Raw genomic sequence first — 19,727 nt, forward strand, 5'->3', positions numbered from 1 at the left:
ATCATGATTACACTACATCATTTAGATCAATCACGTTCTTTTCGCATTTTGTGGTTACTTGAAGAAATCAAGCAGCCTTATGAGCTGAAACGCTATTATCGTGACTCAAACACGCATTTGGCCCCTGACTCTTTAAAAACCATCCATCCTTTAGGGAAATCTCCAGTATTGGAATGGGATGGTAAAGTTATTGCAGAGTCAGGCGCAATCGTTGAGTTATTAATTCAGAAACTTGCGCCGCATTTAGGACCAGATATGGATGAACCTACCTATGTCGATTATCTACAGTGGATTCATTTCTCAGAAAGCTCTGCCATGCTGCCATTTTTATTAAAAACGTTTAATGCGATTGAAACCAAGCAGGGTACGAAGTTGGTATTTCTAGAAAATTATACCCAAGTTGAGTTCGATAAAGTATTTAGCTATTTAAATGAATATTTAAAAGATAAAGAGTTTCTAGTGGCAGACCGTTTAACCGGTGCTGACTTTATGATGGGCTTTGGACTACATGCTTTAGTTTATCATATGGGACAAGGTGAAAATTATCCGCATATCCAACGTTATGTAGCAGGTTTAAGCCAACTACCTAGCTGGCAAGCCGCAGTACAAATTGAACAAAATGGTGTGAAAAGTCAAAAATAGCAAGATTGTTTTTTAAGGCAATTGAGAAAAAGAATCTTGATTGTCAAGTACAGCTAGTTATAAAATAAGCTGACACATATTTAAGTAAACGCCTAATGAATTTCATCGGGCGTTCTCTATTTTAAAGATAAGGAATTACCATTATTTAAGACAAGTTGCGCCTGTTCTTCCACTGTAAATTCCTATCAAAAGAGCTTGAATATCACGACGGTTACGTTGAAAGATATAATCAACTTTTGAAAGAAACGTGACTAACGCACAGCAAGATTAAATTATTCCTCGGGGTATTAAACAAGTAAACTACATCATTTTACTAACATAAACACATATACGTAAAAATCACGCCCCAGTTTAACTGGCAATAGTTGAACCCTTGTATAAAAGTTTAAACGAATCTAGCAAGTCTTTATTTAATGTTAATACTCATCCAGTATTGAGGTTTTTTATCTTTTCTTGCCTGTGATCTAGGTTGAAATACTCTAATTTCATACTCACCTGAAGCAGGTAAAATATAAATACCATTATCATCAAGCTCTGGAGAATATTCTCCAAGATTGATGGAGTCTTTTAATTGATTACCCCATAAGTAAGTTTCAACATTTCCTCCAGTCAACTTAACTTTTAACTTTTAACTTTTAACTTTTAACTTTTAACTTTTAACTTTTAACTTTTGCCCTTTTTTAGCATAAAATTTGTAGGAATCATACTTGTATCCATCTAGCCTTCCGTAATAATTTGCAGAGTCAGCTTTTTTAGCAAACTTAACTACAACAGTCTTTCGTATATCATTGTTATCATTTGCAAGTACGGCAGGGCTAAGCATAGTTAAAGTTAGGGCCATAAAAGCACCAACTAGTAATTTCGTATTCGCTATTTTCATAAGGTTACCTTAATAATTGTATACCTCACTATATAATAACATATGAACCGTTGATCCTAGACAGTATCGTGGACAACTGATACCTCTAAATTTTTGAAATATTTCTATTCAAAGGCTTCTCTTCTGGGCTTAACCAGCCGTTTGCAGAATGTCTTCTGACCCGATTATAATAAATCGAAATATAGTCAAACAGACAGCATTCACTTCTTTTCGAGTCGAAAAAACGCTCCCATGTACCACGTGACCTTTTAACGTATGAAAGAAGCTTTCAGTCACTGCATTATGATAAAACTTGGGTTATAACTAGTTGAAAGTAATTACTATATTTTAAACGGCTTATTAGTTTATCTAGCAGATATTAATTTGACTTCTGAAGCTAAAACAGTTGATGGTAAACGTTTCCGTAAAGATGGCCGTACACGTACTATCTTTGAAAATTGTACTGAATCAACCATGCTGTACCGTTCATTAGCTAAAGCATTTTATAAAGATGTACCCATTGTTTCAGAAACAGCAAGACTACTTGGAATTTCATCTAGACTCTTTCCAATTGACACAATAAATCCAAAGCAGGGACATTAGCGGGTACACAACAATATTTACCCTATCTCGTTGCGCTGCTTGAAGAGAATAAAAAGCTAAAACAACAACTCAAAACTGCTGAAATGGAAAGAGAATCCCTAAAAAAAGCAGTAGCGTACTTTGCCAGGGAAAATTAGTGAGGTAAGCTTATATGAAAGAGCATAAAAAATAGATATCCAACGACGATGATGGCTAGACTACTAAAATTTTCAATATCAAGGTTTTATGATTGGCTTAAACAAGGTTTAAGCCAACGAAAGATTCAAACATATCAGCAGACTATCTTGGTCAAAATCGCCCATCAAGAAACTAAAGAAAGTTATGGCCATATTCGCTTAACGAGATACTTACAATCACAAGGCATTCAAATTAGCGCGTATGCAGTCCGTTGTATCAAAAGGTTAAATCAATTGTATTGTAAGCGCCATAAGCGTTTTAAATGAACAAGGAATAGTGACCACAAGCGTTCTGTCTACGATAATTTGCTAGACCAACAATTTTCAATGGAAACCCCGAATCAAGCATAGGTAAGTGACATAACGTACATTTGGACAGCCGAAGGACAGTTATATCGAGCAGCTTTAAAAGACCTTTGTACTAAACAGGTAGTTGCTTATAACTTAAGTGAACGGATGACAGCCCAACTTGTTTGCAATGCTCTCAGCATGGCTGTTGGCAATCATAAACCATCTCGAAAATTAATCGTTCACTGGGACAGAGGAAGCCAATATTGTAGCCATGAATATCGCAATATGATTGAAAAATATGGATTTCAGGCTTCGATGAGTATAAAAGGCGATTGCTACAATAATGCACCAAATCAAATGGCAGAGGACTTTTACAAGTTGCCTGCTTAGAATCTCCTAAGTAAGAGTGTCCTGTTAATCCAGCAAACATCAATTCCCGATAAGCCGAAAAGTCCGAAGCAAAGAGATAAATTGAGTTTATAAAACTAGGTGTTTCCCCCCCCCAAAAAAAAAGCCACTGGATTTCCACCTATGCCTATACAACTCTAAATCTGCTACAATTACGCCAATTTTGAATTCCCACTTTTTCAGTTTTAGTACATATTTAGAAATGTGTACATAACTGTGTACATATTGTAGATTTTTCTTATGTTTAAAGATGAATTAGCTAGAGAAGTAAAGGCTCGTAGAACCTTTGCTATCATTTCCCACCCAAATTTTCTTTATTAAGCACTGTACCAACTTTTTTGTAATAAACAGTTTTTACACCATTTTTACACCTTGATATTTTAATTTTTAATTAAGCTATTGTTATTTAATTACTATTTTTTTAAATATGTCCAATCCATCATCGGTGCAACACTGATTCGTGGTTCTTTCATGTTTTCAACGGGGTTGTTAATATTCATATTAAAAATCATACCTTTACAGTGTTACATATTTTGACTGATTTCGATTTTTTACGCTTCATTTCGCACCATAGTCTTTAAAATTTACACTATTATCGATTCTGATAAAGAATAAGGCCTAAATTATGGGGCAACTTCACAATGCAAATTAGCAGATGGAACAATACGTTTTTAAGCCGAAATTAGAATAAATCGGAACGGGGTTATCAACGTCAAAGAAAGTAAAATGTTGAGTTCAATGTGACATGTTAAAAAACGGCTTACAAATCATGAGGATGAAATCGAAGAAAATTCAGATATTCTATTAGGCAGCGCAGATGTGATCAATATCACTTTAGCAAAGGCCATTGATGAATATATCGATGCATTGGGCGATCATTTTGGATATAGCAAAATAAGCTGGCTTTGCTTAATTCAAGAATTTTCAATAGCGCAAGATTTTATCACAAAAAACACATCAGCAGATATGACCCAACACGCCCAGTTGAGTAACCAGAAAGATAAAGAACGAGTTGGATTTCCTTTAAAGGGTTACTCATTGGAGTTAGGGCATCTTTAGCATTTCATTTTCGAGTGAACCAGTAATCTAGGCTTACATAGCGTCCGCCACCTAATACAATGAGTGCCAACAGCATCACGGAATAAGTCACGGCAAATTCGACGCCATTATTTAAAATGACCAATGAGCCGCTCGATGTAAGCCAATCATAATTTCCATATGTTTCTAAAATTTCACGTGCTTTTTCTAATTTTTCAGCAGAAGCCAGTACTTGTGCATTTGCAAATGGGGCATTAGGATCGGCAATGGCTTGCCAGCCATGAGGCAAATGAACGGTAAAAATGGCAACGAACATGGTGATAATCAGTGGAATACTGATTAAGCGAGTGAATAAACCCAATGCTAATAAAACTGCGCCACTCAGCTCTGCCGATGTTGCCAATGCAGCCATTATGCTTGGAAAAGGTAATCCTAAGCCCCAGTCGCTGTTTCCAAACCAGTCAATCGTGTCTTGAAAATGCATCAACTTATTTGTTCCCGCCATCCAAAAAACAGGCACCAAATAAAGCCTTAAACCGAGTGCTGCAAGTCCATCAAAGTGTTTTAAGATAATGCCTAAATTTTTATAACGTTGTAACAAAGTAGCAATGAAGTTCTTCATGATAATTTCACACCGAATAGTATTTAATAGGTATTAGTCGAATGAAAATTTTATTTATTACAAGAAAAAAAATTTTATTTAACTGTAATAAATTGAATGGTTGTTCGTCTAATAATACGTACCCAAGTACAAATCTAAAAATTGATCAAAAGGAAATGAAAAATGAATAAGTTAAACTCAATGACATCTATAGCAGCATTATTGGCACTTTCAGTTGTTGGCGTCACAACACATGTTTCGGCAGCAGTTACAACGACTGAAACACATGCCAGTAAAGCGGCTGATGGTAAATGTGGTGAAGCTAAATGTGGTGCTAACAAGAAAGCGGCTGATGCCAAAAAAGCAGCCGACGCTAAATGCGGAGCAAACAAGAAAGCGGCTGATGCTAAATGCGGCGCAAGCAAGAAAGCGGCTGATGCTAAATGTGGCGCAAGCAAAAATGCAGCAGAGGGTAAATCTGCTACTCATTAAACCATTGAAATATAGATGATGTCGGTTTTTTAAAAATCCGACATCATTTTTTGAGTAAGGAAAACAGCATGGTTTCTTTTTCTGGCGTTGGTTTAGGCTTAAGGCGTGATTTTATTGACACGTTTTTAAATGCTGAAACACATCCTGATTTTATCGAAGTTGCCCCTGAAAACTGGATGAACTTGGGGGGGAGACATGCAAAGTTGTTGGCGCAGTGTGTAGAGAAATCACCTTTGCTTTGTCATGGGCTTTCTCTATCTATTGGGGGGCCTCATCCGCTTAATATTGAATTTGTACAGCAAATTAAAGACTTCCTCAGTAAATATCAGGTTTTGACCTATTCAGAACACTTAAGTTATACCCATGATGGGGGTTACTTATACGATTTATTGCCCATTCCAATGACCGAGGCAGCAGTGAAATATGTGGCTGAACGTATTTTACGGGTGCAAGATATTCTTGGGCAGCGCTTAGTCATTGAGAATGTTTCCACCTATCTTATGCCTCATGCGGAAATGAGCGAAGCCGATTTTATGTGTGCCGTGATTGCACAGGCAGATTGTGAACTGTTATTAGATGTAAATAATGTCTATGTGAATAGTATGAATCATGGCAGTAACGGCTATGCTTTTATTGATGCAATGCCGAAAGAACGGATTCGTTATTTACATATTGCAGGACATGAACAATTGAGTGAAGACTTATTGATTGATACCCATGGTGCTGCTGTTGGTGATTCAGTTTGGAAATTATTGCACTACACCTATCAAGTTTGTGGGGTAAAACCCACTTTATTAGAACGCGATTTTAATATTCCGACATGGTCAGAATTACAAGATGAACTTGGCACCATTAAGCACTTACAAAAACAACATTTTGATGAAAAAGTAACACAGCCTATTTTTACTTGAGTAGGTAAATAAGGATTGAATATGAATACAGACAGGATATCTTTCCAGCAGGCTCAACAACAATTTTGCACTTGGATTCGTGAGCCACACAGTAAAGTGCCACAAACACTTTCACTTGAGCGTATGCAGGTGTATCGAGATTTGTTATTGAATAATGTTTGTTCTTTTATTGATTTGGTTTATCCCGTTGCTCGCTCAATGTTGCCCGAACAGCAATGGCAAACATTGTTAGAAGAATTTTTTCAAAAATCCAAGTGTCAGTCACCATTTTATAATGATATTTCACTGCAATTTAGGGAATATTTAACGGATCATCAGCATCCAATTTTGCATCAATATCCTTGGTTGGCAGAGTTATTACAGTTTGAATGGCTGGAATTGTATTTAGATACTTTAGAGATTGAAGATAAAATCTATACGCAAACCGATTTTTGGCAATTGCGAACTCAAGTATGGGTATTGGTCTATCAATATCCAGTTTATCATTGGACAATCAATACGACACTTGCTCAAGTTGAACACGTTCCAAGTGCGATCATGGTTTGGCGAAATGAAGATGATCAGGTTTGTGTTGAACAGCTATCGCCTTTATTGGCACTGTTAATTGAACAACTGAATCAAAAAGCAATGCTTGAGTTAGAGCTGAGTAATTTGATCCAGTCAGCTGTAGCTAATTTATCAGCAGCAGAAATTCAAACACAAATAAAAAACTTATCTAAATTTCTAATAAAATTACAGTTATTATATATTTCAAAATAAAAAAACCTAAGGAAACGGGATGGCTCAAGCTTCAGTCGATCATGATGCCGTGTTAGGGCAGCTACAAAATCCAGCATTTTTAACGGATTTAAGACAACAAATGTTGAAATTTGCGATCTTACAGCTTTCTTCATTTCAACAAGCTGAAGATGTCGTACAAGAAGCATTAGTCAGTGCTTTGCAGCATACCGATTCCTTTTCTGGTCGTTCTGCTTTTAAAACATGGGTCTTTGCGATTTTAAAAAATAAAATAGTTGATTTGATTAGAAAAAAGTCTCGCATGGTGAGCATGAGCGAATTGTTTCATGATGACGAAAGTGAATTAAGCATAGACGCATTATTTGACTCTTCAGGACATTGGCATAAATATGAAGCACCACAAGCATGGCAAAATCCTGAAGACATGATGGAGCAGCAAGATTTCTGGATTATTTTTGATGCTTGTTTAAATCATTTACCCGCCAAATATGCACAGGTTTTTATGTTACGAGAAATGATTGAATTAAGTTCAGATGAAATTTGTCAAAAACTAGAACTCAGTGTTTCTCATTTAAATGTGCTGATGTATCGCAGTCGGGTAAAGCTCAGAGAATGTTTGGAAAATAAATGGTTACTTAAGGAGGATTGCTCATGTTGACCTGTCGACAAGCAACGCAATTACTTTCTGAGAAACAAGATCGGCAACTGGTCTTGAAAGAGCAGAGTAGCTTACAACTGCATATCTTGATTTGTCGTCCATGTCGTCGTTTTGGGCAGCAAATGAAAACTTTGAGTCAGCTTTCGAAGGGTTTTAGGAAGTATGATAATTAAGCTGAGTAACGATTTGATTTAATCACGTCCTCTTATTTGAACTAAAAAGGGGCGATAAAATCGGTGGCTATTGAGTAAATACATATAAACTTTACAAATCGCGGCTAAGAAACCGATTAAATTAAAGGATGGATCTTGGTTATGAGCAGAGGAGTCGACTATTTTCAGTAATACCATCCAACCTTAGAGTGATATGCACGTTTAAAAATATAAATAAACTAGAGGGTTGTGCTTAATATTGCATATATTCTGGACGTTATGCGTGTCTCTTTTAGGTCTAGTTTTTTAAATTGCATAAAATATTCCAATAAAAAAGCGACTGGTCTTATCCAGCATAGCGCGACAGAAATGTGAGGCTATCAGGAGCGGACATAAGTAGAAACCTAAAACAATGAAAAACTGAAGCGCGACTTATTACATGCTGTATTTAAAAACAATAACATCGGACTAAAAAACAGCAAGTTTGAAGAATAAGATGAGATAATAAATTATACCCATAATTTATTTATGGGTATTTGTCAAATCATCAGACATTCAGTGTGGTAATAAGCAATAAAAAAGTAGGAGGAAGCAAAATGATGCTTTTGGAAGAGATTTTTAAAAGTAAAAAAGCAGAACATTCAGATGCATTTAATTTAAGAATTCATCGTGGCTTAAGTTGGTTAAAAAAATCAGCCGAATTGGATCAGGATCTTGATCTTAAATTTATCAGCCTTTGGGTGTCTTTTAATGCACTGTATGCACAAGATGTCGCAATCATGCAGGATAAACAATCCTTAAGACAGTTTTTATCTTTAATCTGCCAAAAGGATCAGGAGCAGAAAGTTTATAAAATTCTTTGGCAAAAATGTAATCATCTAATTGTTTTATTATTAGAAAATCCATATGTCTACCAAGGGTTTTGGGACTATCAAAATCAAAAAATAAGTCAAATTTCTTGGAAAGCAAGTTTTGATCAGGAAAAAAAACAGGCCCATCGTGCTTTACAGGCGAAAGACTCAGCTCATATTTTGTGGATGGTTTTTAATCGACTTTATACCTTGCATAATCAAATGATTCTGGGGGGAACAACATACAATAGCGCTGTCAATCGTAAACAACTGCAAGATGCCTGTACTATTTTGGCTGCATTGTTGCCGATTTTTATCTATGTATTTTTGGAAAATCCACAGAGTCTTGATTTGGTGCAACCTTTTTATCCGATGGTACAAGTCTCATAACGAAAACTAAAATCATAACTAAAATTAAAAAAAAGCCTCTAAAAAGAGGCTTCATATGCTTAAATTAGGCGTGCTTTATTATGATAAAGCTGATCAAGTAAAGCAAATAGCGCTGAACAAGTCACCAAACACAGTCCTGCAAGACAAGTCATGCTCCATCCACCATGATGCCATGAATAAACGCCAAGTGCAGAGCCGCAAGCTCCGCCAATAAAGTAGGCGGTCATATAAATAGAATTAATTCGTGATTTTGCGTCTGGACGTAAACGAAAAATAATATTTTGATTACTGGTGTGCACAATGGTTAAGCCTAAGCTAATCACCCCATAGCCAATGATATAGCTGAATAAATATTGCCCACCCCAGTAGAAAAATAACCAACTGATCGCCAGAACCAAAAGACCAATCCACGTTAGTGATTGGGTATGACCTTGATCGGCAATTTTGCCAATTTTCGCTGTGGCCAATGCACCAAACACACCAATCAGTGTCACAACACCGACCAAGACATCCGATAGGTTAAAGGGGGAGGAGGTGAGTAAAACTGCGATGGTTGAAAATAGAATACTCATTGCTGCAAAAGCAAAACCACCGACTAAAGCACGCAAGCCTAAACGTGGCTCTTCTTTTAAAAGCAGCGCCATTGATCTAAAAATGTTGGCATAACTCATTTTGAATACTGCAATATGCGGAAGTTTGGCTTTGAGTAAAAAAGCCAAAATCAGCATCAATACTGCGCTGACCACATAAATGAGTTTCCAGTTGAACAGATTGGACAGTAAACCTGCAAGACTGGTGGACAGCAGTAAGCCGACTAAAAGTCCACTCATTAAGAAGCCCAGTACTTCCCCTGTTTTTTCGGGTTTTACCGCCATGGCTGCTAAAGGAATCAAAACCTGTGCTGCGACTGAAAATAATCCTACAATCACTGTTCCTAGCCAAAGCATGGGTAAGTTGACAGCAAAAGCACACAAAAATAGTCCAATTGCAGCAAAAAACATTAACAGAGGAATAAATTTGGTTTTATTGACAATGTCACCGACAGGCACAATAAAGAGCAGACCTAAGGCATAAGACACTTGTGCAAAGGTGACGGTTAACGCCACTTGAGATTCAGGGACATTAAAATATTGTTGTATCGAATGGATTAAAGGCTGGCAATAATAATTCGCCCCTGCACATAAACCGCAGGCAACAGCCATCAACCATAGCAAAGATTTATCTTGGCTGATGTCGAGAGAGGTGTTCATAAAAGTCCCTTGCTTTTGTATTACTGACAATAAGCGGTTGCTTCAATTTCAATGAGCATACCGGCTAGTGCAAGACACGGGACAGGAATTAGCGTACACGCAGGGAAAGGCTGATCTTTCCAAAGTTTTTGCATTTCCTGAATTAAAAACTGATGTTTCTGGGGATTGTGATCAACCACTAAAATTCTTAAAACAGCAGTATCTTGCAGTGTTGCTTGTACATGGGTCAAAGCCAGTTCAATATTTTGAAAGGCTTGTCTGACTTGTACAGCAAAATCTGTAGATAAAAGTCCTCGTTGGTTTTCACCACCTTGTCCTGAAATGTGAAGGACACGTTGAAACTGTGTCACTTCGGTAATGTGACTATACGCAAAAGGTTGCGGGTTATAAAGTGTCTTTGGGTTAAGGAGTCTAAAAGCTTTGGATGATTGTTCAATACTTGAATTCATGCACGATTGTCCAGAAATGAGCGGTCAATTTTGCTAGTATCAAAGCTGAAGTTAACTTGAGGTCAAGCCTTATGACTGAAAAAGATGCACATCAGTGGATGACAATAGGTGCGTTGGCCCAGCGCAGTGGTGTAAGTGTCCCCACGATTCGTTTTTATGAAGAAAAAGAATTGCTTTGGAGCATTCGTACCGATGGTAAGCAACGTCGTTATCAACGGGCTATGCTGCGCCGTGTAGCCATTATTAAAGTTGCACAGCAAGTCGGTATGAGCTTGCAGCAAGTTAAAGAGGCCTTTTCGGTATTGCCAAAAAATAAGGTGGCCAGCAAGGCGGATTGGCAAAAAATGTCGCAAAAATGGCAAGCCAGTTTGGATGGGCAAATTGTCAGTTTGTTGCAGCTAAGGCAACAACTCGATTGGTGTATAGGCTGCGGCTGTTTGTCTTTACAACAATGTCCATTGCGTAATCCAAACGATCAAATGGCAGATCAATCTGCGGGTGCTCATTTTCAGCAGATATTATTGCAACTAGAAGAAAAGCCACAGCATTTCACCATTCAGCAGCAGTGCGTAGAAGATGATTAATGTGCCAGTTTCTTTTTCGATAGGGTAATCATCATGACCCCAACAATATTGAGCAAGCAACCAAACCATTGTATGGCATTCATGTGTTCACCTAACAAAGCCACTGCCAGAATAATGGTTAACACGGGGCCAATTGAACCAATCATTGCCGATTGCGCTGCGCCTAAGCGTGAAATACTTTGGGCAATCAAAATGGTGGGAAGTACCGTGACCAGTAAACCTAATGCAATGCCATAACCAATCACACCGATGGGTAATTGCGTGAGTAATGCTATTGGATTGGGAATGGCAATAAAGTAATGGGTGAGTGTGCCGAAACAAGCGATGCTTAAGGCTAAGCCGGTGTAATTCCATGAGCCAAATTTATGAATTAGACGCGGGGTTAATAATAAATAGCTTGCAAAGCTGATGGCACTGGCAAAGACTAAACTGACACCCAACCAAAAATTGCCTTCATGCGCTACGCTACTTTGTTCCTGCAACATCACAATAACCGTACCACCATAACTCAGTGCAATCGCAATCGCGCTTTTTAGGCTGAGTTTCTGTTTATAAATGACGCTAGAGACAAGTACGGTAAGTGTTGGATATAAAAATAGAATAATACGCTCTAGTGATGCGCTAATATACATTAAGCCCGCAAAGTCTAACCAGCTAGACAAGTAATAACCAATTAATCCTGCAAAAATCAGTAGCATCCAGTCTTTAGGCGCGATATTTTTGTTGTGCTGCCGATTGAACCAACAGAGCAGTAAAAAAAAGGGCAGTGCACTAAGCATTCTGAGTGCCATAAGGACTGTGCCATCGACCAGTGGCGATAGTGCATAGGCCTGTTTAATAATAATGGCCTTGGTACTAAATAAAAAAGCGGCACCAATCGCGCATAAAGACCCTAATTGTGTAGCTGTCAAAAAACGGTTCATTTTACCTACTTGGCGAAGTGTGACTGCGCTCTGTAATGCAGTGTAGAAATGTGAATGATAAAGTTTTTCCCCGTAGAGTTGAAATGCAAAAAGATGATAACTGCGATTCCAGTTTGGAATGAATCCTCGAAATTTTGGATTTTATTTTAATTCAGTCGTGATAAAGCTTAGTTGAAATGAGTTGAGTCACGATTTTATTTAAAATATTAAAAAAATTTAGACCATAACAACGGGGAAAATCCCTAAAAATGACGATTTTGCTTAGGCGTAATCAGAATATTGATGAAAATAGTTAAAATTTGCTCTAAAGTGGTGCGAAAAATACTCAAATAGATAAAATAAGGGTTAAATCATCACCTGCCGAAATGGCAATCAAAAAAAATGTAATTATTTTTTGACCCAATTAGACTTATGGTGAATAGATGCTGTTATTAAAAATAACCATAGAAATGGGGAAAAATAACAAGAGCTGAATACTTACTGGGTCGCCCATTTTTTTAAATGAACTGGAAAAAAACAGTTGGATTTCTAGCAAGAGAATTTTCTTTATTGTGTCACTTTAGTCAATCTCATGAAAAGTGGAAGCTAAATGTGCCATTTTAGTGCTCAACAAGAACATCTTTAACTAAGAACTTGCTTGGTAATAAAAGTGCTGATTGTCAGAATGATCAATGTTTATTTTTAAATCAATCTAAAAAAATAATGACCAGTGTTTAAATATAAAAATTGAGAAAGTACCGCAATGGCAATTAAGCTAATAAAAGTAATTTTAATGAAAGCGAAAAAAATAAATGCGCTATCGCATGATAATTTTTGTGAATCACCAGTTCAATATATGGGTATTTATTAAATAAATATTGGGTGGTAATTTAAAACAGTTCAATTAGAATCCAAAAATTCAACAAAAATGCATCTAGGGGGAAACATTGCGAATAGCGATGTTTACTTAAGAAAAACTAGCTTGAGGAAGGCTCATGCAGATCGGAATCCCAACCGAAACTGTTCTCGGTGAAAATCGTGTGGCAGCAACGCCAGAAACAGTAAAGAAGTTGATCAGTGCTGGTCATACAGTCGTCATTGAACGTAGAGCAGGCGTGAAAGCCGCTTATATTGACAGTGCATATGAACAGGTCGGTGCTAAAATTACAGATGATGCCTATACCGGCAGCCAAATTGTTTTGAAAGTTCGTGCCCCTAAAGGCGATGAAATTCAAAAGCTTGCAGCGAATACTGCTGTAATCGCAATGTTTGATCCGTATCGTAATACTGAACTTGACCAATTTGCATCTGCACAGGTGTCTGCATTTGCTTTAGAGCTTTTACCCCGTACGCTTTCTCGCGCACAAAACATGGATGTCCTGTCTTCTCAAGCCAACTTAGCCGGTTATAAATCTGTGCTTTTGGCTGCGGCAGAATATCAACGTATGTTCCCAATGCTCATGACCGCTGCTGGAACGGTAAAGCCAGCTCGTGTGGTGATTATGGGTGTGGGTGTTGCAGGCTTGCAAGCCATTGCAACGGCAAAGCGTTTAGGTGCAGTGGTTGAAGCAACGGATTTACGTCCAACAGCTCGCGATCAAGTGGAATCTTTAGGCGGCAAGTGGTTAGACGTACCGATGTCTGACGATGAAAAGCAAAAAGCTGCCGATGCTGCAAAAAATGGTTATGGCTGGATGCCCGGTGAGCAATACATCAAAGACCAAGCCGCAATTGTCGACAAAGCTGTTTCCAATGCAGATATCGTGATTACCACGGCACTTTTGCCAGGCCGTGATGCACCCCGTTTAATTCGTGCTGAAACGGTTGCCAAAATGAAACCGGGTTCAATCATCCTAGATATGGCGGTTGAATCAGGCGGTAACGTTGAAGGTTCAAAATGCGGTGAAAATGTGGTGACCGATAATGGCGTGACTATTTTAGGTATTCCAAATATTCCAGCAACTGTGGCTACAGAAGCTTCGGCACTGTATGCACGTAATGTCTTTAATTTCTTAGAAACACTTTTTGATGCTGATAAGAACTTTGTTTTAAATCAGGAAGAAGAAATTCAGAAAGCCCTACTCGTCACTCATGGCGGCCAAGTGCTGTTAAAGCGTGGTTAAGGAGATAGATCATGGTTGAAACGATTACAATTTTCGTCCTTGCCATCTTCGTAGGTTACTACGTGGTTTGGGGGGTAACGCCTGCTTTACATACACCATTAATGGCTGTAACCAATGCCTTGTCTTCAATTATTGTCGTTGGTGCAATGATTCAGACTGTGGGTATGCCAAGTATTGGGCTTGATGCAAACGTGGCTTTCCAAAGCATTAACGTGGTGAGCATCTTGGGTGCGGTTGCTGTGTTCTTGGCAAGTATCAATATTTTCGGTGGCTTCGCAGTAACTGCACGTATGCTGGAAATGTTTAAGCCTAAGCAAAAGAAAAAAGAGGGTTCGTAAATGGAATTTATTCGAGACTATGCGGATTGGTTCTACTTAGTAGGCGCCGTTCTTTTTATCTTAACGCTACGTGGTTTGTCAGGTCCTAAAACCGCAATTGCAGGTAACCGTTACGGTATGATCGCGATGGCGATTGCTGTAATCACCACGTTCTTTGTGGCGAATCATCCTGTCGTTTGGATGATTGTCGGTACAATGGTCTTAGGTGGTATCGTTGGTATTGCACGTGCGCGTACAGTTCCAATGACACAAATGCCTGAAACAGTAGCATTAATGCACTCATTGGTGGGTTTGGCTGCGGTATTGATTGCGATTGCTGCAATTTTACATAACAACCAACTCACAGCATTGTTTGTGGAAAACGAAGCCGCTTTAACAGCAGCAGGCGTTGAACATGTACACATGAGTAAAGTTCATTTATTTGAATTGTTTGTGGGTTGTTTTGTCGGTGCGATTACCTTTACAGCCTCTGTATTTGCTTATGGTAAATTGGCGGCAAAAAAATGGGCGAAAACCATTTCAGGGGCATGGGTTAAACCTCTACAAGCCAGCATTTTCCTTGCAATGCTCGTCTGTGGTTTCATCTTTTTCTCAACAGGTAATATGCAAGCGTTTTGGGCAATGACTGCTCTGGCATTGGCATTGGGTTGGGTTTGGATTGCACCCGTTGGTGGTGGTGATATGCCTGTTGTGGTATCGCTATTAAACTCATTCTCTGGATGGGCGGCAGCGGGTATCGGTTTCACGCTTGAAAATAACATGTTGATTGTTGCGGGTTCACTGGTGGGTTCATCGGGTGCAATTCTGTCTTACATTATGTGTAAAGCCATGAACCGTTCAATCATCAATGTATTGTTTGGTGGTGCAATGGGTGGCACAGCAGCACCGACAGCGGCAGTAGGCGATAAAGTACAGCGTAATCACCGTTCAGGTTCTGCGGATGATGCGGGCTTCTTAATGTCGAATGCGGATAGCGTTGTGATTGTACCGGGTTATGGTATGGCACAAGGTCGTGCGCAAAATGCAGTGAAAGAACTTGCGCATATCTTGAAAGAACAAGGTGTAACGGTGCGTTTTGCGATTCACCCTGTTGCAGGTCGTATGCCGGGCCACATGAACGTATTGCTGGCTGAAGCGGATGTTGCTTATGAAGATATCTTAGAGATGGATGAAATCAACTCTGACTTCCCAGCAACAGATGTGGTGTTGGTGATTGGTGCAAATGACGTGGTCAATCCTGCGGCAAAAGATGATCCAACATCGCCGATTTATGGTATGCCAATTCTTGAAGCCCACCGCGCTCGAACCATTATGGTAATCAAACGCTCAATGGCGACAGGTTATGCAGGTCTAGACAATGACTTGTTCTATAATGATAAAACCATGATGATTTTTGGTGATGCCAAGAAAGTTGTGGAAGATATGACTAAAGCAATTAATGGTTCTGGCCATTAAATCAAAGTCTCAAGTCCCTCTTTGATAAAGAGGGATTTAGGGAGATTAAAAACCACCTTCGGGTGGTTTTTTATTGTCGAAATCTTTTGGTTTAATGCTATAGATGTGAAGCAATTTTAGCTTTAATGCTTTGGGTCGCGCTTGATGATAAAAATAACGCAATTTTAAGATCCTCGTTCATCTGAGAGGGCATCTAAAATTAACCATGCTTGCTGATTTTTCTATGCCATTTGGCGCAATCTTGTTATGTACTCAATAAAGTGCGACATAAAGTAGCATTATCTTATTTTTTTTTAATTATTGTTAAAAAAATAATGTTTTTACTTCGCCTATTTTAAATAAAGTTGCCTATAAGAAAGCTACTTCGAAGGATACGATCTAACATCAATCATCGCTTTGGTTTATGGCATTGATTTTGCTATTTAGATGAATAATCTTTGGGGGAGATTATTCATGAAAAAAATAAAATATTTATTCTTGTTGTTATGCTGCATCGCCTTGCCAAGTTTTGCCGCAGAATCATTAGCAACTCCAGCTCAAAATATTCAAGAAATCCGCTTATCTCTCGATAGTGTCTGGGTGGTCATGGGGGGAATTCTGGTCTTTTTTATGCAGGCTGGTTTTGCATTGGTCGAAAGCGGTTCTGTACGCAGTAAGAATACCGTTAACGTGCTGATGAAAAATTATATGGATGCATGTTTGGGTGGACTGGTCTTTTGGTTACTCGGTTTTGGGTTAATGTTTGGGGTTAATACTTCAGGTTGGATCGGGACAAGTCATTTTGCACCCAATGTGATGGATGATTGGCATTGGAATTTATTGTTCTTCCAAATGATGTTTGCAGCAACAGCAACGACCATTGCCAGCGGTGCTATGGCTGAACGCATTCATTTTGTTGCTTATGTGGTCAGTGCAGCAGTGGTGAGTGGTTTGATTTATCCGATCTTTGGAAGTTGGGCATGGGGCAGTATTTTTGATGGCGAAGGTTGGTTAAAAGCTTTAGGTTTTATCGACTTTGCTGGTTCAACTGTGGTGCATTCAATCGGTGGTTGGGTGGCATTGGCAGGGATTATTGTCTTGGGTCCTCGTTTAGGACGTTTTGGTCGAAATGGACAAAGTCACCATTTGGCAGGGCATAACCTACCGTTAGTTGCATTAGGCGGCTTTATCCTTTGGTTTGCATGGTTTGGTTTTAATGCCGCGTCAACAGTGAATGCCAGTGTCAGTATTGGTCGAATTGCCCTAAATACCCATTTGGCTGCATGTTCTGGCGCAGTTGCTTATATGCTGTATGCGCTGATTCGTGGCAAGGCAATTCTAATGAAGACCACCATTAATGCTTCATTGGGTGGTTTGGTTGGAATTACCGCAGGCTGTGCAACCATGTCACCATTATTTGCTGTTATTACCGGCTTAACCGCGGGTTTGATTGTTAGTGTAATGCCAAGCTTAATGGAAAAATTAAAATTGGATGATGTGGTGGATGCGGTGACTGTACATGGTTTTTGTGGGGCATGGGGAACGGTAGCGGCAGGCTTATTTTTTGAAGCAGATTTGTTTAATTCACATATTATTTCGATTCAGGTTTTAGGTGTGGTCGCTGCATTTGTTTGGGGCTTCGGCATTGCATTTGTGGTCTTTAAAGTGCTGGACAAACTTTTAGGTGGCTTGCGTGTGAGTAAACAGCATGAACAACGTGGGTTAGATTATACCGAACATGCCGAGCTATCTTATCCAGAATTTCAGCGTGATGTGACTTTTGAAACGGACGATATGACCAAACGCCATTAAGGAATTGAGCAATGCCGAATGAATTACTCAGTGTGATACAAAAGAAACAAGCGATTGAACGTGGTCTCAGTGACTATATGAATGCTACGGTATTGGAGCGCGTACTGAATTACTGGGAGCAAGAATATGGAGACCAGCCTTCTTTTGTGCTCAATCGCTTTTTAAGTGAAATTTGTAATACCGATGAATTACGTTTTTATCGTAAAGAGATGCTAAGAAAAGTACTATCTGAAATGTCGGCTGTGGAGAAGCAGGTTTTATTGGAAATCAAACCGAAACTAGAGCCAGAAGAACTTATTTCAATAGATATTGCCGATGCGTTCTTTGGCTTGGTTGATGCAGTGACGTTAACTGTTACAGCAACTGATTTGAATGACTTTAATGATGAAGTTAAACAACAGCTACAAGACATGGGTTTAGCGATTGAGACATCGGTAAAAATTAATGATGCTGCTTTTATTGAGGTTTTACCACTGACCCTTTATGCCCAAGTGATTACCATCATATATGAATGTTATTGTGAGTTTTATGGGCCAGCCAAGGCAGATCAAGTCTATGCAAGGGCGAAAATGCAGATTAAAACCAAATATCCTGATGTTGATTTACATCAATTATTATAGTTGCAATGAATCATCTTGCTGCTGTGATTGAGTTTGTTGGTCAGCACGCCATGCTAAAACAGAAGTCCTAAGATGAAAAAAGCGACCTTAAGGTCGCTTTTTTTCTTTACGCTATCGATTCTGGAGTGGCACGCCATAAGCTTTCAAGGTCGTAAAATTTACGTGCCGCTGGAAGCATAACGTGGACAACCACAAAACCAAGGTCGATTAAGATCCATTCTGCATCACGTTCACCTTCAACACCGAGAGGGCGAAAACCTGCTTTACGTGCTTCTTCAGCAACATTATTTGCAAGGGCTTTAATGTGACGCGTTGATGTGCCGCTAGCAATCACCATGGCATCTGCCACATTACTAATCGCGCTTACATCAATTTCAAGAATATCTTTTGCTTTTACATCTAATAGGGCTTCATGTACAACTTTTAAGCAAGCTTGTACATCTTGAGCTTGAGAATTCATTGCGATATCGAGAGAATTAGAAGCGCTGGGCGATGGTTCTAAATTCATAAAGGGTTTTATTTCCAGACAATAACTCATCGTGTAATATAGCGGTTTTAGTGCTGTATTTCAATTCTGTTCATAATTTAACTTTGCGGATGTTTTGCAAAATATTTATCTTTCCATGCAAAGGAATGGCTGGAATGGGCTTGTGGTCTATATTCGGCTGCAATATAGCCGCTGTATGCACTTTGATTGAGCCATTGAAAAATTTCTGCAAAATGTATTTGTGCGCTATCGGGTTCATGCCGTCCGGGGCAGTCGGCAAATTGAATATGCCCAATATCGTGAATATTTTCTTTTAAGGCTTCCAGTACATCTTCACCCATCATTGCCATATGGTAACAGTCATATTGCATTTTAAGGGCAGGGTGTTGCACAGCTTCTAACATTTCTTGTGCTTGAGCAATATTTTGCACTAAAAAGCGTGGCATATCGGTGCTATTAATCATTTCAAAAACAGGTTGAAGATGATGATCGGATAGCATATGACAGGCAAGTTTAAGATTGCTCGATAAAGTATTTAAACAAGGCAGTAAGTCTGAGTCGAGTGGTTGTTTACCCGCTAAAATATTGACACTAGGCACATTCAGCGCAGTGGCGTATTGAATGGCTTGTTCTAAACCACGGTGAAACTCCAGTTCCATCCCCGGAACACCAGCTAAACCATTGCCACCTTGCATTAAGTCACCAGCAGGTACATTAATCAGGCAAAGGGTCAGGTCATGCATGGTGAGTTGACTTTGAATTTGCTCGATGCTGAGTTCATAAGGAAATTGAATCTCAACATGTTTAAAACCCTGTGCCTGAGCCAGAGCAAAGCGCTCAATTAAGGGTACTTCAGTAAAAATCATCGATAGATTTACAGCCAACTTAATCATGCCTTTACTCCTTGTCGGTTAAAAG

Annotated in this window: 20 protein-coding genes and 4 pseudogenes; 16 read left to right on the top strand and 8 right to left on the bottom strand. The window is 38.9% G+C overall.

The window, feature by feature from the left end; all coding sequences use genetic code 11:
* The first annotated feature begins 3 nt into the window (after positions 1–3).
* Positions 4–642: a glutathione S-transferase family protein gene (locus BLV99_RS09755; RefSeq protein ID WP_005206931.1), complete on the top strand. Its 639-nt coding sequence runs from the start codon at positions 4–6 to the stop codon at positions 640–642.
* Positions 643–1,048: 406 nt separating this feature from the next.
* On the opposite strand, the pseudogene BLV99_RS18480 reads toward BLV99_RS09755, so the two are convergent.
* A pseudogene (locus BLV99_RS18480) lies at positions 1,049–1,522 on the bottom strand (PPC domain-containing protein).
* Between the two features lie 56 nt (positions 1,523–1,578).
* Positions 1,579–1,810: pseudogene (locus BLV99_RS18045) on the bottom strand (IS3 family transposase); the annotation flags it as partial.
* A 15-nt stretch (positions 1,811–1,825) separates the two neighbouring features.
* Here BLV99_RS18045 and BLV99_RS18665 point away from each other — a divergent pair.
* From BLV99_RS18665 to BLV99_RS09775, 3 genes and pseudogenes are all read left to right on the top strand, one after another.
* Positions 1,826–2,035: pseudogene (locus tag BLV99_RS18665) on the top strand (GIY-YIG nuclease family protein); the annotation flags it as partial.
* Positions 2,024–2,922: pseudogene (locus BLV99_RS18325) on the top strand (IS3 family transposase); the annotation flags it as partial. The pseudogenes BLV99_RS18665 and BLV99_RS18325, both read left to right, overlap by 12 nt.
* An 876-nt stretch (positions 2,923–3,798) precedes the next feature.
* A complete protein-coding gene (locus BLV99_RS09775) occupies positions 3,799–4,038 on the top strand; it encodes a hypothetical protein (RefSeq protein WP_092690110.1) in 240 nt (79 codons plus the stop codon).
* Between the two features lie 4 nt (positions 4,039–4,042).
* Here the strand turns inward: BLV99_RS09775 and BLV99_RS09780 are convergent, their stop codons facing one another.
* A complete protein-coding gene (locus BLV99_RS09780) occupies positions 4,043–4,639 on the bottom strand; it encodes an HvfX family Cu-binding RiPP maturation protein (protein WP_086185164.1) in 597 nt (198 codons plus the stop codon).
* A 162-nt stretch (positions 4,640–4,801) separates the two neighbouring features.
* Between BLV99_RS09780 and BLV99_RS09785 the strand changes: the two genes are divergently transcribed.
* From BLV99_RS09785 to BLV99_RS09810, 6 genes are all read left to right on the top strand, one after another.
* The gene (locus tag BLV99_RS09785) at positions 4,802–5,110 is read left to right on the top strand and encodes an HvfA family oxazolone/thioamide-modified RiPP metallophore (RefSeq protein WP_092690112.1); all 309 of its coding nucleotides are present in this window, start codon (positions 4,802–4,804) and stop codon (positions 5,108–5,110) included.
* Positions 5,111–5,178: 68 nt separating this feature from the next.
* Positions 5,179–6,021: an HvfB family MNIO-type RiPP peptide maturase gene (locus tag BLV99_RS09790; RefSeq protein ID WP_092690115.1), complete on the top strand. Its 843-nt coding sequence runs from the start codon at positions 5,179–5,181 to the stop codon at positions 6,019–6,021.
* Positions 6,022–6,042: 21 nt separating this feature from the next.
* A complete protein-coding gene (locus BLV99_RS09795; protein WP_086185166.1) occupies positions 6,043–6,780 on the top strand; it encodes an HvfC family RiPP maturation protein in 738 nt (245 codons plus the stop codon).
* 19 nt (positions 6,781–6,799) lie between these two features.
* Positions 6,800–7,417: an RNA polymerase factor sigma-70 gene (locus BLV99_RS09800; protein ID WP_092690118.1), complete on the top strand. Its 618-nt coding sequence runs from the start codon at positions 6,800–6,802 to the stop codon at positions 7,415–7,417.
* Positions 7,411–7,590, top strand: coding sequence for a zf-HC2 domain-containing protein (locus BLV99_RS09805; protein WP_086166211.1), 180 nt, complete (start codon positions 7,411–7,413; stop codon positions 7,588–7,590). The genes BLV99_RS09800 and BLV99_RS09805 overlap by 7 nt, the downstream gene beginning before the upstream one ends.
* A gap of 575 nt (positions 7,591–8,165) precedes the next feature.
* Positions 8,166–8,810, top strand: coding sequence for a hypothetical protein (locus tag BLV99_RS09810; protein WP_092690122.1), 645 nt, complete (start codon positions 8,166–8,168; stop codon positions 8,808–8,810).
* A 59-nt stretch (positions 8,811–8,869) separates the two neighbouring features.
* Here BLV99_RS09810 and BLV99_RS09815 read toward each other — a convergent pair whose 3' ends face one another.
* Positions 8,870–10,060, bottom strand: coding sequence for an MFS transporter (locus BLV99_RS09815; protein ID WP_092690124.1), 1,191 nt, complete (start codon positions 10,058–10,060; stop codon positions 8,870–8,872).
* A 20-nt stretch (positions 10,061–10,080) separates the two neighbouring features.
* Entirely contained in the window at positions 10,081–10,509 is a 429-nt protein-coding gene (locus BLV99_RS09820) for a RidA family protein (RefSeq protein ID WP_092690128.1), read from the bottom strand.
* A 71-nt stretch (positions 10,510–10,580) separates the two neighbouring features.
* On the opposite strand from BLV99_RS09820, the gene soxR reads away from it, so the two are divergent.
* Entirely contained in the window at positions 10,581–11,093 is a 513-nt protein-coding gene (gene soxR / locus BLV99_RS09825) for a redox-sensitive transcriptional activator SoxR (RefSeq protein WP_092690131.1), read from the top strand.
* Here soxR and BLV99_RS09830 read toward each other — a convergent pair.
* Positions 11,090–12,016, bottom strand: coding sequence for a DMT family transporter (locus BLV99_RS09830; protein WP_086185172.1), 927 nt, complete (start codon positions 12,014–12,016; stop codon positions 11,090–11,092). The two genes, soxR and BLV99_RS09830, sit on opposite strands and share 4 nt — an antisense overlap.
* A gap of 974 nt (positions 12,017–12,990) precedes the next feature.
* On the opposite strand from BLV99_RS09830, the gene BLV99_RS09840 reads away from it, so the two are divergent.
* From BLV99_RS09840 to BLV99_RS09860, 5 genes are all read left to right on the top strand, one after another.
* On the top strand, positions 12,991–14,118 hold the full coding sequence (locus tag BLV99_RS09840) for a Re/Si-specific NAD(P)(+) transhydrogenase subunit alpha (protein WP_092690134.1): 1,128 nt from the start codon (positions 12,991–12,993) through the stop codon (positions 14,116–14,118).
* An 11-nt stretch (positions 14,119–14,129) separates the two neighbouring features.
* Positions 14,130–14,456: a proton-translocating transhydrogenase family protein gene (locus BLV99_RS09845; protein ID WP_004650250.1), complete on the top strand. Its 327-nt coding sequence runs from the start codon at positions 14,130–14,132 to the stop codon at positions 14,454–14,456.
* Positions 14,457–15,911 carry an NAD(P)(+) transhydrogenase (Re/Si-specific) subunit beta gene (locus tag BLV99_RS09850; protein ID WP_092690138.1) on the top strand — a complete coding sequence of 485 codons (1,455 nt, stop codon included), beginning with the start codon at positions 14,457–14,459 and terminating at the stop codon, positions 15,909–15,911.
* A gap of 453 nt (positions 15,912–16,364) precedes the next feature.
* Entirely contained in the window at positions 16,365–17,702 is a 1,338-nt protein-coding gene (locus tag BLV99_RS09855) for an ammonium transporter (RefSeq protein WP_092690141.1), read from the top strand.
* Between the two features lie 11 nt (positions 17,703–17,713).
* Positions 17,714–18,322: a hypothetical protein gene (locus BLV99_RS09860; protein WP_086185175.1), complete on the top strand. Its 609-nt coding sequence runs from the start codon at positions 17,714–17,716 to the stop codon at positions 18,320–18,322.
* A 106-nt stretch (positions 18,323–18,428) separates the two neighbouring features.
* Here BLV99_RS09860 and rsfS read toward each other — a convergent pair whose 3' ends face one another.
* Positions 18,429–18,830: a ribosome silencing factor gene (gene rsfS, locus BLV99_RS09865; RefSeq protein WP_074947409.1), complete on the bottom strand. Its 402-nt coding sequence runs from the start codon at positions 18,828–18,830 to the stop codon at positions 18,429–18,431.
* A gap of 77 nt (positions 18,831–18,907) precedes the next feature.
* Complete coding sequence (locus BLV99_RS09870; RefSeq protein WP_092690144.1) at positions 18,908–19,702, bottom strand: hydroxypyruvate isomerase family protein; 795 nt, start codon at positions 19,700–19,702, stop codon at positions 18,908–18,910.
* Positions 19,703–19,727 lie beyond the last annotated feature (25 nt).

Source organism: Acinetobacter kyonggiensis (assembly GCF_900107285.1).
GTDB lineage: Bacteria > Pseudomonadota > Gammaproteobacteria > Pseudomonadales > Moraxellaceae > Acinetobacter > Acinetobacter kyonggiensis.